This is a genomic window from Brachybacterium sacelli, from assembly GCF_017876545.1.
Lineage (GTDB): Bacteria > Actinomycetota > Actinomycetes > Actinomycetales > Dermabacteraceae > Brachybacterium > Brachybacterium sacelli.
This window is the reverse complement of sequence record NZ_JAGIOD010000001.1, coordinates 2,453,598-2,466,049: the sequence shown is the minus strand read 5'-3', so window position 1 is coordinate 2,466,049 and position 12,452 is coordinate 2,453,598. Positions and strand designations below refer to the sequence as shown.

The following is a 12,452-nucleotide window of genomic DNA, read 5'->3' as shown; positions in this document are numbered from 1 at the left end:
GCCATGCCTGAGGACCTCTTCGACCCCGGAACCCTTCTCGCCGACCCTGGCAGCGACCAGGCGCTCAGTCTGATGGACTCCCTGGTGCGCTGGCTGACCAGCGACGGTCTGATGATCGTGGTGATCCTGGTGGCCGCCGCCCTGGCCAGCATGGTGGCCAGCTGGCTGCTGCGACGCTTCTTCCGCACCATGGCGGAGTCCGGCACGAAGCTCTCGAGCGTGGCCGGTGCCGTCGTCAAGCGCGACGCCCGCTCCCAGAAGGTCGCCCAGACCCGCCGTGAGCAGCGCGCCGAGACCCTCTCGAACGTCGCCCGCAATGTGGCGCACATGCTGATCTGGGCAGTGGCGGCGGTGATGATCCTCGACAAGATCGGGGTGAACATCGCTCCCGTGATCGCCTCCCTCGGCGTGATCGGCCTGGCCGCCGGTATCGGCGCTCAGACGATCATCAAGGACGTGGTCGCCGGCATCGTCATGCTCTTCGAGGACATCATCGCCGTGGGCGACTACGTCGACGCCGAGTACGCCGAGGGCACCGTGGTGGGCATCAACCTGCGGGTGACCCAGGTCCGCGGCATCGACGGCGTGCTGTGGACCGTCCGCAACGGCGAGATCATCCGCGTGGGCAACTACTCCCGCGGCTACTCCAACGCCGTGGTGGTCCTGGACATCGACGCCGAGGCGGACGACGACGTGGTCACCACGGTGCTCAGGAAGGTCACCCTGGAGCTGGCGAAGGATCCCCACTGGTCGGAGATCATCCAGTCCCCGGCAGACATCAGCGGGATGCTGGACGTCGACGCCAACCGCTACCAGCGCCGCGTGATCATCCAGACCGCTCCCGGCGAGCAGTGGGGCCTGGAGCGGGAGCTGCGCGGTCGCGTCCGCGACGCCTTCGCCGAGACCGACATCTCCTTCGCCCTGCCCCGCTTCGCCGACTCCCTGCAGTCCTGACCCGAGGAGACCACGTGCCCTCCAGTGAGCAGATCTCCTTCTTCGAGGCCGTCGGCGGCCACGCGACCTTCGTGGCGCTCGTGGACCGCTTCTACGAAGGCGTCGCCGAGGACCCGCTGCTGCGCCCGCTGTACCCGCAGGAGGATCTCACCGGGGCCAAGGAGCGTCTGTGCACCTTCCTCGAGCAGTACTGGGGCGGGCCGAAGACGTACGGGGAGACCCGCGGGCATCCGCGACTGCGGATGCGCCACGCGGTCTTCCCCGTCTCCCCCGCCGCCCGCGACGCCTGGCTGCGGCACATGCACGACGCGGTCCGGACGCTGGATCTGGCGCCGCTGCACGCCCAGACCCTGTGGGACTACCTGGAGCGCGCGGCGCACTCGCTGGTGAACACGGTCGACGGCGGTCAGGCCCCGGCGGCCGGAGGGACCGTCCCGGACCACCTGACCTGATCAGCCGCGGAAGCTCAGCGGGTCCCCGGTGAACTGCTGGAGGTGGCCACGGGTCTCCCCGTCCAGCCGGATCGGGGCGCCGGTGGCGGCGTCGACCATGACCACCACGGTGCGGGCCCGCGCATAGGGCGCGTCCCCGGCGGGATCGTCGCGGGTGAGCACCAGGTAGTCCACGCTGAGGCTCGCTCCTCCGAGCCTCGAGAGCCACAGCCGCACCACTGCCCCGTCCCGGCGGTGGCCCATCGAGCGCACGTACTCGATGCGCTGGGAGGCGATCACGGTGGAGACCGGTGAGCCCGTCCCTCCGCCGGGGAGAGCGGCGGCGGGGGCCGGGGCACCGAGCGCGATCTGCTCCTCCGGCGCCTTCCAGAAGGCGCCGATGCGGGCCTCCTCCAGCAGCCGCACGATGGCGGCGTTGTTCACGTGCCCGTAGGCGTCCAGGTCGGTCCAGCGGACGGGCACGTCGATGTCAAGGTGGTGCGGCTGATCCATGCCGCCCATCGTAAGTCCCCGCATGACCAGTACGATCAACGACATGATGAGCCCCAGCCCTGACCCCTCCCAGATCGCGGCCGGTCTGATCGACCTGCTCGACCTGCGCGAGATCGAGACCGCCGCGGACTTCGCCACGCCCGCGACCGTCGCCGCCTTCGAGGGCGATTCCTCCCCGCATCCGGGCGGGCACGTGTTCGGCGGCCAGGTGATGGGCCAGGCCGTGACCGCGGTGGGCCGCACCACCCCCGCGGGACGGCGGATCCACTCGATGTACTCCTACTTCCTGGCTCCGGGGGATCCCTCCCATCCGATCCGCTTCCAGGTCGATGCCCTGCGCGACGGCGGCTCCTTCTCGGTGCGGCGCGTGCTGGCCACCCAGCCGGCCCGCTCGGCCGACGAGCCCGAGCGCACCATCCTGGCGATGACCGCGTCGTTCCAGGAACAGCAGGACGGACTCGAGCACCAGGAGCGCGCGCCGCAGGCACCGGACCCCGAAGGGCTGCCGACGACCGCCGAGGTGCTGCGCGGGATCGATCATCCGGTGGCCCGGTACTGGGCCACGCAGCGCCCCATCGACATCCGTCACGTCACGGACCCCATCTACCTCCGGCCCGACCCCGCTTCGGACACGGCCGACACGCAGATGGTGTGGATGCGCACCCTCGCCCCGGTCCGGGCCGACCCGCTGCTGCACGACGCGATCCTGGCCTTCGCGAGCGACTACACGCCTTTCGAGCCGATCCTGCGCCGGCAGGGGCTGAGCTGGATCACGCCCGGGCTGCGGATGGCCACGGTGGACCACGCGATCTGGTGGCACCGGCACGTCGACGCCAACGAATGGCTGTTGTACGTCCAGCGCTCCCCCTCCGCCTCCGGCGGGCGCGGGCTGACCCACGGCCAGCTGTTCGACCGCGCCGGGGACCTGGTGGCGACCGTCACCCAGGAGGGCATGATCCGGGTCAAACCTGCAGAGTGAGTGACGGGAGTCAGTGCTGCTCCGTGCGTGCCGCCTGCTGGGCTCGCGGGAGCGCCTCCTCGGCCGTCGCCTTCCCCTGGAAGATCGTCGCGATGACCGGCAGCGCGGCGCCGGTGCCCTCCGCCGAGCGGTTCCCGATCTCGGGCAGCGCGGGCTCGTCGGGGGCCGTGGTGAGCGCCGAGACGTCCACGCCCTCCGTCTCCCAGGCCTTCTGCCAGGTGGCGAGCAGCTCGCGGTGCGCGGGGATGCCCAGACGGCTCTCGGCCAGCGGCCGCTGGCCGTCGACGCCGCCGAGGAAGGTCAGCAGCTTCCCGATCGCGGCGGCACGGTCCTCGTCGTCCGGGTCGACACCGACCGCCGCGATCGCGTGCACCAGGGGGTGGGCGCCCTCGGGCCCGGCGACCACCGGATGCACCGACCACGGGAAGGAGTCCTCGACCGCACCGGCGATCGCGTGCAGGTCGTAGGTGCCCGTCTGCAGCAGTCCGAGCTTGCCTTCGAGGAAGAGGTTCTGGCACAGCGTGTCGTCGGCCACCGTCTCGGCGCCCGCGGGGGCGAGGTGCGCCGCGGCGAGGTCGGCGAGGTACTGGACGGCGGCCGTGCCCTTCGCGGAGGCGAAGGAGAAGGTTCCCTCCTCGTCCTGCCACGCGCCGCCCTGGCCGGCGATGAAGGGGCCCAGCACGGCGGTGCGGTCCGGGTGGGCGCTGAAGCCGAAGGTGGCGCGGTTCTCCGCCGCGAAGCCGTCGTCACCGGGGTGGAGGCCGCCACTGTCCGTCGTCAGGGCCCGGGCGAGGTCCCGCAGGGGGTCGCTCGGCGCCTCGGGATCGGCCGTCAGGGCGGAGGGGTCGCCGTCGGCCTCGGCGATCAGCTCGTCCTGGGCGACGAGCATGGACTGGTCCCACATCTGCGGCACGCCCCACAGCTCGCCGCCCACCCGGTACAGGTCCGTGGCGGCCTCCTCCCACTGGGTGGCCACGTCCCCGATGAGCGGGCCGACCTCGAGCAGCCGGCCGCTGGCGCGGGTGCCGGCGAGGTTCGCGGTGTTCATCCACAGCACGTCGGGCAGCGCCTCGTCGGCGATGTCCAGGGGGAGCTGCTTCCAGTAGTCGTCCCAGACCATCACCTCGACGTCGACATCGATGCCGGTGGAGCGGGTGAAGGCCGCGAGCGCGTCCTCGTAGGCCGCCGCGGCGGCGTCGTCCCAGACCCGCATCCGCAGGGTGTCGGAGGGTGCGGTGCCCTCGGGGCCGCCGCGGGTGCAGCCGGCGAGGGTCCCGGCCCCGGCCAGTCCCATCGCAGCGGTGGACAGCAGGATCTGACGACGGGTCGGCACAGGGAGGGGACCTTCCGGACGCTGCAGGGGGATCGGACGAGCGTCGATGGTCTCATCCTCCGCACCGATCGGACCCAGCGGCCGCGCGGGCGGCGGTGATCTGTGGGACGATCGTCACCTGCGAGGAGCGACAATGGTCGCCACCGCGTGGGGTACGGGAGGCGGGGAACTGCTCAGCACGCACGGAGGCGCCCGATGGGGAGCGACACACGGACGGGGGGCCCGTCGGGGATCCCGGAGGACACCGTCGATCTCGGGAACGAGCTCGATCCGACCCGCACCCTGCTGTCTCGCGCCTCCGCGGGCGACCGGAGCGCGGCGGCGGCCCTGGTCGACGTGCTCGGCCCGCGGATCCACGGACTCGCGGTGCATGTCACCGATTCCTCGGCGACCGCGGGACGACTGACGGTGTCGGTCCTGCGCTCCTGCCTGCGGGATGCGGCCGATCTCGCCGCGAGCGCGCTGCCCGGGGAGGCGGCGGTGCTTCACCGGGCCCGTCGCGCGGCCGTGGCCACTCGTCCCCGCGGGGACGTCCGCTCCCTGATCGCCCCCGATGCGACGCTCGATCGCACCAGTGACCGGCGGGAGGTGGAGGTGGTGCGCACCCTGCTGGAGCTGCCGTCCGCGCAGCGCGCCCTCGTCGAATCCGCCGCCCAGGGTCGGTTCGATGCCACCGGTCCCCAGCGCGGCGAGGCGGCCGGGGTGCTCGCCCGCGTGCTCGACCAGCTGGTGGCCTTCGGCGGGCCCCAGGACCCCGATCTCCGTGCCCTGGCCGCCCTGGATGCCCTGGCCCTGGCCGGCGAGCAGGAGCGTCATCGGCTGCGCGAGCTCACCGTCGATCCCGGGACGGCGGGCGTGCACCGCCACGCCCTCGAGGCCGCCGCCTCCCTGACGCTGCTGACCGCCGTCCCGCCCTCGCGCGATCTGCACCTCGCGGTGCTCGAGGGCTTCGGCGCCGCCCCCGAGGCCCTCTATCACGGCACCTATTCCACCCCGGTCCTGGGCACCGATTCACAGCGCCGGATGGTCGGCCCGCCCGCGGTGGCCGGCGCCGTCCACAGCGCCGCGACCCCCGTCTCCTCCTCGCCCTCCGCCGACGTCCCGCAGGGCGAGACCGGCCCGGCACCCTCGCCGGCCTTCGCCTTCCGCGCCGTGGACGAGAAGCGCAGCTCACGTCACGAGCGCCGCAAAGGGCGGCCCTGGATCTCCCGCTCCCTCGCGGTCCTCGCCCTGATCGGGGTCCTGGTGCTGGGCGGGCTCCTGATCGACGCGCGGCGGGAGCGGGCCGCCTCGGAGGCTTTCGCGAGCACCTGGGCGCAGTACAGCGTCGCTGCCGACGCCGAGCTCATCGACGGACTCAGCGACAACGGGGACTGGGCCGCGGTGATCACCCCCGACGGTCTCGCCGTACGGGCCGAGGGCGTGGTGGCCTACGAGGGGGAGGTGCTGCAGCTGTGGGGGACTTCCGACGGGGCCCGGACCGACCTCGGCGTCCTGGAGATGTCCCGGGACGGCCTGCTCCGCTTCACGTCCCCCGAGACGGCCGACTCCCTCGTCGTGACCCGTGAGATGGCGCCGCAGAACGTCTCCGGCACGCCGTCCTCCCGCATCGTGGCAAGCCTGGATCCCGCGCTCTCGGACACCCGGGCGGCCGGCTGAGCCGGGGCGCGCGATGCGCCCCGGCTCGTTCGCTCAGTCGCGGGTGAGGCGACGGTAGGTCACGCGATGCGGGCGAGCGGCGTCCTCGCCCAGGCGCGCGACCTTGTTCTCCTGGTACGCCTCGAAGTTGCCCTCGAACCAGTACCAGTTCGCCGGGTTCTCCTCGGTCCCCTCGTAGGCCAGGATGTGGGTGGCCACACGGTCGAGGAACCAGCGGTCGTGGGAGACGACCACGGCGCAGCCCGGGAAGTTCAGCAGGGCGTTCTCCAGGGAGCCGAGGGTCTGCACGTCCAGGTCGTTCGTCGGCTCGTCCAGCAGCAGCAGGTTGCCGCCCTGCTTGAGAGTGAGCGCCAGGTTCAGGCGGTTGCGCTCGCCGCCGGAGAGGACACCGGCCTTCTTCTGCTGGTCGGGGCCCTTGAAGCCGAACTGCGAGACGTAGGCGCGCGAGGGGATCTCGACCTTGCCCACCTGGATGAAGTCCAACCCGTCGGAGACGACCTCCCAGAGGTTCTTGTCCGGGTCGATGTTCTCGCGGTTCTGATCCACGTAGCTGATCTTGACGCTCTGGCCGACCTTCAGCTCCCCGCCGTCGAGCGGCTCGAGGCCGACGATGGTCTTGAACAGCGTGGTCTTGCCGACGCCGTTGGGGCCGATGACGCCGACGATGCCGTTCGGGGGCAGCGAGAAGGAGAGCCCGTCGATGAGCACCCGCTGGCCGAAGCCTTTCTCGATGTCGGACGCCTCGATCACCTGGTTGCCCAGGCGCGGCCCCGGCGGGATGGTGATCTCCTCGAAGTCGAGCTTGCGGGTGCGCTCGGCCTCCGCGGCCATCTCCTCGTAGCGGTTCAGTCGCGACTTGGACTTCGCCTGGCGACCCTTGGCGTTGGAGCGGACCCACTCCAGCTCCTCCTTGAGGCGCTTGGCGAGCTTGACGTCCTTCTTGCCCTGGACGGCCAGACGCTCCTCCTTCTTCTCCAGGTAGGTGGAGTAGTTGCCCTCGTAGCCGATGAGATGGCCGCGATCGACCTCGGCGATCCACTGGGCGACATGATCGAGGAAGTAGCGGTCGTGGGTGACGGCGATGACGGCGCCCTCGTACTGCTGGAGATGCTGCTCCAGCCAGAGCACGCTCTCGGCGTCGAGGTGGTTGGTGGGCTCGTCCAGCAGCAGCAGGTCGGGCTTCTCCAGCAGCAGCTTGCACAGCGCCACGCGGCGCTTCTCGCCGCCGGAGAGGTGGGTGACCTTCTCGTCGCCGGGCGGGCAGCGCAGGGCATCCATCGCCTGCTCGAGCTGGGAGTCGAGGTCCCAGCCGCCCGCGGCGTCGATGTCGGTCTGGAGCTTGCCCATCTCCTCCATCAGCGCATCGAAGTCGGCATCGGGCTCGGCCATCTCCTCGCCGATGGCATTGAAGCGCTGCACCTTCGTGAACAGCTCGCCCAGGCCCTCCTGGACGTTCTCCAGGACGGTCTTGGACTCGTCCAGCGGGGGCTCCTGCAGCAGGATGCCGACGCTGTAGCCGGGGCTGAGGCGGGCCTCGCCGTTGCTGGGCTGATCCAGCCCGGCCATGATCTTCAGGATCGTCGACTTGCCGGCGCCGTTGGGGCCGACCATGCCGATCTTCGCGCCCGGGTAGAAGCTCATGGTGACGTCATCGAGGATGACCTTGTCTCCCACGGCCTTGCGGGCCTTGTACATGGTGTAGATGAACTCTGCCAACTCGTGTTCCTGTTCAAAGGGGTGTCGGGGGATCTCACCGGCGTGCCTCTGACCGGCACCGCACGGGACGTCTCGCGATGTCCGACTCTACCCGCATCGGATCAGTCGAGCTCGACTCCCCGCTCGGCGAGGATCCGGCGGGCCGCCCGGGCCCCGTGCTCGAGGCCGTCGGCGCCCTCCTGCCCGTTGCGGGGCCACAGGTGCGCATCGATCCCCAGCGCCCGCGCGGCCTCGACGTTGTCCTCGCGGTCGTCGAAGAACAGCACGGCGGAGGGGATCGACACTCCCCCGGTCTCGTGGGCGAGGGCGCTCAGCAGGATCTCGTAGATCTCCCGCTCCGGCTTGACCACGCGCTCCTCGCCGGAGATCACGGCGAAGCTGAACGCCTCGAACCAGTCGGCCCGGCGCACCGCCTCGCCGAAGGCGACCGAGGCGTTGGAGAGCAGGACCAGGCGCACCCGGTGGCGGGCGAGGTCATGCAGCAGGGAGCGGGACGCCGGGTCCAGCTGCAGGAAGTAGCGGTTGTCCGCGTTCTGGAGCTCGGTGACCTCGAGCTCGCTGAGATGGTCGACACCGACGGCGGCGGCGACGGCCCCCCAGTACTCGGACGCGCTCAGCGCGCCGGCGTCGTAGGCGGGCCGCTGCGCCCACACGGCCTCGGTGAGCACGTCGGCATCCCCGCCGAGCAGCTCGTGCAGGTCGGGGACCGGGTCGTGCCCGGCACTGAGCACGCCGCCGAAATCGAGGGCCACGGTGGGCCGCGGCGGCGTACGGCGCGATCGGCGCTTGCTCATGAGTTCTCCTCCGTCTGGTCCGTCTGGTCCACGACCTCGTCACAGCTCGGCAGCCCCTCGGTGTCGCCGTCCTGGGCGATGGACTCGGTCGCCTCGACGGCGCCCTCGAAGTCGCTCACGGCGACCACGTCCAGCCCTTCGGGCTCGTAGCCCACGACCTCGTCGCAGTTCTCGCTCGGGGCCAGGAAGTACTCCGCGCCGGACTCGTGCGCCCCGACCATCTTCTGGCGGATCCCGCCGATGGGGCCGACCGCGCCGTCCGCGTCGATGGTGCCGGTGCCCGCGATCTGCCGGCCCTCGGTCAGGGCGCCCGGCGTCAGCTCGTCGTACACGGACAGGGAGAACATCATCCCGGCGCTGGGGCCGCCGATCTCGCCGACGGAGAGGTGCACGTCCATCGGGAAGTCGTAGCCCGGGGAGAGCACGACCCCCATGCGCGAGGAGCCGTCGACCGTCTCGGCGGGCACCTCGAGGTCGATCTCCTCGTCACCGCGGCGCACCCGCACGTCCACGTCCTGGCCGTCCTCGGTGCCGCGCACGAGCTCCTGGTAGCCGGCGACGTCGGTGGCGGTGGAGCCGTTCACGGAGAGGATCACGTCGCCGCCCTCGAGGGTGCCGTCCGCCGGGCCGTCCTGCTCGACGCCGGAGACCATCACCACGGGCTCGTACTCGATGCCGAGCTCGTCGAGGGCCACGGCCACCGCCCCCTGCTGCGAGGTGCTCATCGCGACGGAGTTCGTCAGGACGGTCTCCTGGCGCGTCTGCCCCTCGGGGAAGACGGCCTCGCGGGGCATGACGGCCTGGGTGCGGTCGAACCAGGAGGCGACCACCTCGACGGGGGTGACCCGGTAGCCGGGCCCGCCGTCGACCGAGACGGTGGTCATCATGAGCTCGCCGTCGGTGGGGTGGGTCTCGGCACCGTCGATCGTGAGGATCTGCTCGTCCTCGTACTCGCCGAGCACGTCGATCGCAGGGCCGGGCCGCTCGATGACGTACGGCACCGGCATCAGCGAGCCACCCAGGATCATCAGGCACAGCAGCACCATGGAGCCCAGGGCGAGCCGCGGGCGGGCGAGCTGCGCGTCCTCGACGGTCCGCGAGACCAGTGCACGGGCCCGCTGCGCGCGGGTGGGCGGGGACTGGTCGTCTATCACCCCGACATTGTGCCCCACATGCCTCGTTCCGCCCGTCATCCAGGCGCGCTCGGTACGCTGGAGGGCTCACGGACTGCTGGAGGTGGCCATGACCCATGATCCGATCCCGGGCGGACCCGGCGACATGGACGAGGAGGCGCTCAAGCGCTTCCTGAAGGAGACCTTCGGGGACGCCCTCCCCGAGGGCGCCCTCGACGGGCTGGACCTGTCCGCGCTCGCCGGGCAGGCGAATCTGCCGCAGGACCCGGCACAGCTGCGGGCCGCGGCCGCGCAGATGCAGCACATGTTCGCCGCCCAGGGGGACAACCCCGTGAACTGGGACATGGCCGAGGACATCGCCCGTCGCACGGCCGCCGGGACAGCCATCCCCGGCGCCCCGGAGCCGACCGGCTCCCCCGGCGACCCGGGCCCCACGAACGACCAGGTCGAGGAGCTGCGTCAGGCCGCCCAGGTGGCGCGCCTGTGGCTGGAGCCGGTGATCGCGGTCGACGTGCCCTCCACCGAGCTGGGCGTGTTCGGCCGCGGCACCTGGCTGCACCGCACGCTGCCGCACTGGAAGACCATCGTCGAGCCGGTCGCGAAGTACATGGCCGGGGCGATCGGCGAGGCCATCAGCTCGCAGATGGGCGAGCTCAGCGGGCTGGATCAGGACGCCATGGGCATGGCGGGTGATCCGGCCGCGATGATGGAGCGGATCGGCGGGACCATGTTCGGCGTGCAGTTCGGGCACGCGATCGGCTCGCTGGCGCGCGAGGTCTCCGGCACCACGGATCTGTCGTTGCCGCTGGGCCGCGACGGCGAGCCGGCGCTGGTCGCCGCCAACGTCGAGGACCTGATCTCCGCGCACTCGCTGGATCCCGGTGCCGCCCGCATCTTCCTGGCCGCCCGCGAGATCGCCCACACCGCGCTGTTCAGCGCCGCCCCGTGGCTGGGCAGGGCGCTGTTCTCCGCGATCGAGGACTACGCCCGGGGCATCACCCTGGACCTCGATGCGCTCGACGAGATGGTGCGCGGACTCGACCTCTCGGATCCGCAGGCGCTGCAGGCGCGGCGGCCGGAGGAGATGTTCGTCTTCACCCGGCGGGCCGCGCAGGAGCGTGCCCTCGAGGAGCTGGCCACGACCCTGGCGCTGATCGAGTCGTGGGTCGATCACGTCACCACGCAGGCGCTCGAGGGCAAGCTCCCCGAGCTCGAGGCGATGCGCGAGGTGCTGCGTCGCCGTCGCGCCGCGGGCGGACCGGCCGAGCAGATGCTCGCGGGCACCGTCGGCATCGAGCTGCGTCCGCGCCGTGTGCGCGAGGCCCTCGCCTGGTGGGACAGCGTACTGGCCACCGAGGGCGAGGAGGGCCGCGAGGCCAAGTGGGAGCATCCGGACCTGCTCCCCACGGCGGAGGTCCTCACCGGGCGCCCGCAGGCACCGCGGACCACCACGGAGGATCCGGACGACGCCCTGGCCGACGTCGAGATCCCCACCGACTTCGACGCCGAGCTGGAACGGCTGCTGCGCGGCGCCGAGAGCGACGAGAGCGATGACGGTGACGAGGACGGCCGGAGCGAGGACAGCGGGCCCGGTGACCGCTGAGGCCCCGGCCCCGGCGCTCGCGGAGCTGCGGGCGGCGGCCACCGCCGCCACCGGGCCGGGGGCTGCCGAGGACTACCTCGAGCTGCTGCGCGGCTCCCCCGGCGCCCTGTACCGCGGCGGCGGGCCGCACCATCTCACCGCCAGCGCGGTGGTGATCGACGCCCCGGCCGAGCACGTCGCCCTGGTGTGGCATCGCAAGGGTCGCTTCTGGGTCCAGCCCGGGGGTCATCTCGAGCAGGGCGAGACGAGCTTCGAACGGGCCGCCCGCCGGGAGGTCGCGGAGGAGATCGGTGTGACCGCCCTGGAACGTCTCGGTCCCGGACCCGCCGTGCTGCACCGGCACCTGCTGGATACCGCCTTCGGGGCCTGCGCCGAGCACTGGGACGTGCAGTACCTGCTGCGCGCCGACTCCCCGGCCGCCGCGCTGCCGCTGCATGCCAGCGAGGAGTCCCCCGAGGTGCGGTGGGTGCCGTGGCCGCTGCGCGGGGCGGGACCGGAGCGCTCGACCGATGCGCTGCCGGAGGGCACGGTGGCCGACATGCCGGGCAAGCTCGACGCACTCGCCCCTTATCTCATGCGCTACTCCGCCTGATCCGCCTGGTCCTCGTCGAGCCCTCCCTCCGGCAGGTTCTTCGCGAAGGAGACCCCGTCGAGGAATCCCTTCGCCTTCTCCGCCTGCGGGTAGCGGGCCATCAGCGCCTGGAACTCCGGTCCGTGACCGGACACCAGGAGATGGACCAGCTCGTGCATCATCACGGCGCGCACCACGTAGTCGGGCATGTCCTGGAGCTGGTGCGAGAGGCGGATGGTGCCGTCGGCCGGCGTGCAGGATCCCCAGCGCTGGTTCTGGCGGGTGGACCAGGTCACGGACGCAGGGCGGGCGCGGCCGTCCAGATGGGTCCGACTGATCTCGCGCGCCATCGCGGCGAGGGCGGTGTCGCTGCGTCGCCGCGGTGAGTTCTTCGCCTCCTTGCTGACCAGCTGGTCGACCATCTTGGACACCCAATCGCGCTCCTCGCGGGCGCTGAACGTCGCGGGGATGGCGATCACCAGGTCGCCCTCGCGCCGGGTGATCGAGACCGTGCGACGTCGCCGGGCGGAGCGGCGCACGAGCACCCGCTCGCCGCGGGGCCCGGCGACGTTCTCGTGGTGGACCAGATCTGTCATGACGGCAAGCCTGGCACGATCCGAGGTCAAAAAACTTCATCCACAGAGCCGGGACGCAGCGGCGTTCGTTACACCCCCGTGACCTGGGCTGACGAACTGCCCTCCACAGAGCTTGAGAGCACATCCCGAACCTGTCCACAGCCTGGGGCGAGTTGTCCACAGCCGGTCCC

At 71.7% G+C, this 12,452-nt stretch carries 12 protein-coding genes; 6 read left to right on the top strand and 6 right to left on the bottom strand.

All coding sequences use genetic code 11. From position 1 onward, the window contains the following. Positions 1-3 precede the first annotated feature (3 nt). Together JOF43_RS11090 and JOF43_RS11085 are read left to right on the top strand one after the other, a co-directional pair. Complete coding sequence (locus JOF43_RS11090) at positions 4-954, top strand: mechanosensitive ion channel family protein (protein WP_209902012.1); 951 nt, start codon at positions 4-6, stop codon at positions 952-954. Between the two features lie 14 nt (positions 955-968). Further along, positions 969-1,406 carry a globin gene (locus tag JOF43_RS11085; protein WP_209902010.1) on the top strand — a complete coding sequence of 146 codons (438 nt, stop codon included), beginning with the start codon at positions 969-971 and terminating at the stop codon, positions 1,404-1,406. Here JOF43_RS11085 and JOF43_RS11080 read toward each other — a convergent pair whose 3' ends face one another. Then, on the bottom strand, positions 1,407-1,898 hold the full coding sequence (locus JOF43_RS11080) for an acyl-CoA thioesterase (protein WP_245354081.1): 492 nt from the start codon (positions 1,896-1,898) through the stop codon (positions 1,407-1,409). A gap of 43 nt (positions 1,899-1,941) precedes the next feature. Between JOF43_RS11080 and JOF43_RS11075 the strand changes: the two genes are divergently transcribed. After that, complete coding sequence (locus JOF43_RS11075) at positions 1,942-2,877, top strand: acyl-CoA thioesterase (RefSeq protein WP_209903265.1); 936 nt, start codon at positions 1,942-1,944, stop codon at positions 2,875-2,877. A 10-nt stretch (positions 2,878-2,887) separates the two neighbouring features. Here JOF43_RS11075 and JOF43_RS11070 read toward each other — a convergent pair whose 3' ends face one another. Further along, positions 2,888-4,210, bottom strand: a complete 1,323-nt coding sequence (locus JOF43_RS11070; RefSeq protein WP_342592151.1) for an ABC transporter substrate-binding protein — start codon at positions 4,208-4,210, stop codon at positions 2,888-2,890. 195 nt (positions 4,211-4,405) lie between these two features. On the opposite strand from JOF43_RS11070, the gene JOF43_RS11065 reads away from it, so the two are divergent. Further along, a complete protein-coding gene (locus tag JOF43_RS11065) occupies positions 4,406-5,869 on the top strand; it encodes a hypothetical protein (RefSeq protein ID WP_209902008.1) in 1,464 nt (487 codons plus the stop codon). A 33-nt stretch (positions 5,870-5,902) separates the two neighbouring features. Here JOF43_RS11065 and ettA read toward each other — a convergent pair whose 3' ends face one another. The 3 genes from ettA to JOF43_RS11050 form a co-directional block, all read right to left on the bottom strand. Further along, entirely contained in the window at positions 5,903-7,585 is a 1,683-nt protein-coding gene (ettA, locus tag JOF43_RS11060; RefSeq protein WP_209902007.1) for an energy-dependent translational throttle protein EttA, read from the bottom strand. A gap of 101 nt (positions 7,586-7,686) precedes the next feature. After that, complete coding sequence (locus tag JOF43_RS11055; protein WP_209902005.1) at positions 7,687-8,379, bottom strand: HAD-IA family hydrolase; 693 nt, start codon at positions 8,377-8,379, stop codon at positions 7,687-7,689. After that, positions 8,376-9,533 carry a YlbL family protein gene (locus tag JOF43_RS11050; protein WP_342592150.1) on the bottom strand — a complete coding sequence of 386 codons (1,158 nt, stop codon included), beginning with the start codon at positions 9,531-9,533 and terminating at the stop codon, positions 8,376-8,378. The genes JOF43_RS11055 and JOF43_RS11050 overlap by 4 nt, the downstream gene beginning before the upstream one ends. An 88-nt stretch (positions 9,534-9,621) precedes the next feature. On the opposite strand from JOF43_RS11050, the gene JOF43_RS11045 reads away from it, so the two are divergent. Beyond that, positions 9,622-11,115, top strand: coding sequence for a zinc-dependent metalloprotease (locus JOF43_RS11045; RefSeq protein WP_209902002.1), 1,494 nt, complete (start codon positions 9,622-9,624; stop codon positions 11,113-11,115). Further along, entirely contained in the window at positions 11,105-11,707 is a 603-nt protein-coding gene (locus JOF43_RS11040) for an NUDIX hydrolase (protein WP_342592149.1), read from the top strand. Before JOF43_RS11045 ends, JOF43_RS11040 begins: the two co-directional genes overlap by 11 nt. Here the strand turns inward: JOF43_RS11040 and JOF43_RS11035 are convergent. Beyond that, positions 11,695-12,282 carry a M48 metallopeptidase family protein gene (locus JOF43_RS11035; RefSeq protein ID WP_209901999.1) on the bottom strand — a complete coding sequence of 196 codons (588 nt, stop codon included), beginning with the start codon at positions 12,280-12,282 and terminating at the stop codon, positions 11,695-11,697. The genes JOF43_RS11040 and JOF43_RS11035 overlap by 13 nt on opposite strands. Positions 12,283-12,452: the final 170 nt, after the last annotated feature.